Here is a 1,682-nt window from a genome sequence, read left to right on the forward strand (position 1 = left end):
GGATCGTTCAAGCCCCAAGGCGCCAAGGATATCTGCCCCGCATGCATGAGGGATCTCATGCGCTGGTGGGAATGCGGCAAGACCGTCGCAGCCACGGAGGCCCGCGCATGACCGGGAATGCGGAGGAAATCGCGCGGGAAAGCCGTCCGGACATGCTCCGGCGTCTTGCCCGGGAAATTGGGCGCACACCGGCTGAGCGTGGTGCATTGAACGTTGCTGCCAGCCTTATGGAGCGAGCATTTGCACCTTTGCAGCCGAAGCCTGCCCGTCGGCCCGACTATTACCGTCTTGATCCGGTGTGGGTGTGGCGTGAAGGCGATCGAGGCGAACCCCCGATGATGACGGCAGCCATCGTGCGGTGTGCCATCACCGGCAAGACGCTTGCGGGCATGGGCGGGCCCGCACTGGCGATTGACCCAGATCTTCTCTCGGAGCGCATCCCATGACCGGCCGAGCCTACGTCTGGAACCGCCACCCCTCGTGGACAGTGGAAGGCGCCCGCGAGCGATACCGCATCCGCCGTCACCGCCGCCTCATCCGGGGCGCCACCATCGCCCTGCTGTTCGTCGCTCTGGCGTGCGTGGGAGGGTAGCATGCCGCTGTTTCCCATCCCCGACGACAAGGACGCCTGGCACGCAATCCGCGCGCAGCACATCGGCGCATCCGAGGTCGCCACGCTCTTCAGCGTGCAACCCGAATACATGCCCGGCCTGTTTGCGCTCTGGCAGGTGAAGGCCGGTCGCATCTCGCCCGAGAACGTGGACAACGCCCGCACCCGCGCCGGTCTGGCGCTGGAGGAAGCGATAGCGCTCCTGGCTGCTGAGCGGGAGGGCTGGAAGGTGCTGCCGGGCCAGTACGCCAAGCGCGGCGGTCTGGGCGCGACGCTGGACCGTATTATCGCGGAGCCGGGTCCGAACGATCCCGAGTGCAGCGGTCCCGGCGTTTTGGAGCTGAAGAACTCGGACTGGCTGATCCATAAGCGCGAATGGGGCACCGAGCCGCCGAGGCATATCCTGCTCCAACTCCAGGCTCAGATGCTCGCCAGTGGCTTCACTTGGGGCGCCGTGGCCGTGCTGGTCGGCGGGAATGACGTGCGGATCTATCGCTACCGGCCTCGCCCTAAACTGCAGGCCGAAATCGCAAAGCGGGTAGATGCCTTCTGGGCCAGCGTGAAGGCCGGACAGGTGCCGAACGTCGACGGGTCGGATGCCACCTTCCGTGCACTACGCCTGCTTGAGCCGGAGGTGGAGGATGAGCCGGCGGACCTGGGCGACGCGGTTGAAGAGGCGATCGCCTTGGCGATGGAGCGCGAGGCGGCCCACGCCGCGGAGAAGGAAGCCCACGCCCGCCGCAGGGCTGCGGATGCCCGGCTACTTCAGCTTCTTGGCTCCCATCGCTGGGCCAAGTTGGACGGCCTGATCGTGTCCCAGGTCGTGCGGAAAGAAACGCCGCCCCGCCCTGCCAAGCCGGGTGAAATCATCAAAGGCCGCGCCGAGAGCCGGTCCATCAGCATCAAGGAGATCGCTGCGTGAGCGTGACCACGACGAAGCCGCTGGCCCCGCAGGAAGTGCTGAAGAAGCAGCTCCAGCAGATGGGCCCTGCACTCCAGGGCGCGCTCCCCAGCAACGTCCCGTTGGAGAAGTTCCGCAATGTCGTGCTGACGGCGGCAAACCAGAATGCGG

General features: G+C 66.3%; 3 protein-coding genes. All 3 read left to right on the forward strand.

The annotated features are described in order from the left end of the window. Positions 1-107: 107 nt before the first annotated feature. The 3 genes from ACO1BU_RS37170 to ACO1BU_RS37180 are packed head-to-tail and all read left to right on the forward strand — an operon-like array spanning position 108 to position 1,532. Entirely contained in the window at positions 108-446 is a 339-nt protein-coding gene (locus ACO1BU_RS37170; protein ID WP_424140872.1) for a hypothetical protein, read from the forward strand. Next, entirely contained in the window at positions 443-592 is a 150-nt protein-coding gene (locus ACO1BU_RS37175) for a hypothetical protein (RefSeq protein WP_424140873.1), read from the forward strand. Before ACO1BU_RS37170 ends, ACO1BU_RS37175 begins: the two co-directional genes overlap by 4 nt. A gap of 1 nt (position 593) precedes the next feature. After that, positions 594-1,532, forward strand: a complete 939-nt coding sequence (locus ACO1BU_RS37180) for a YqaJ viral recombinase family protein (protein WP_424140874.1) — start codon at positions 594-596, stop codon at positions 1,530-1,532. Positions 1,533-1,682: the final 150 nt, after the last annotated feature.

This window comes from Roseomonas chloroacetimidivorans, assembly GCF_049629625.1.
GTDB classification, from domain to species: domain Bacteria; phylum Pseudomonadota; class Alphaproteobacteria; order Acetobacterales; family Acetobacteraceae; genus Roseomonas; species Roseomonas chloroacetimidivorans.

What these genes read in the sequence shown, in the direction of transcription:
- ACO1BU_RS37170 (WP_424140872.1), top strand. Translation starts at nt 108, where the DNA reads ATGACCGGGAATGCGGAGGAAATCGCGCGGGAAAGCCGTCCGGACATG.
- ACO1BU_RS37175 (WP_424140873.1), top strand. Translation starts at nt 443, where the DNA reads ATGACCGGCCGAGCCTACGTCTGGAACCGCCACCCCTCGTGGACAGTG.
- ACO1BU_RS37180 (WP_424140874.1), top strand. Translation starts at nt 594, where the DNA reads ATGCCGCTGTTTCCCATCCCCGACGACAAGGACGCCTGGCACGCAATC.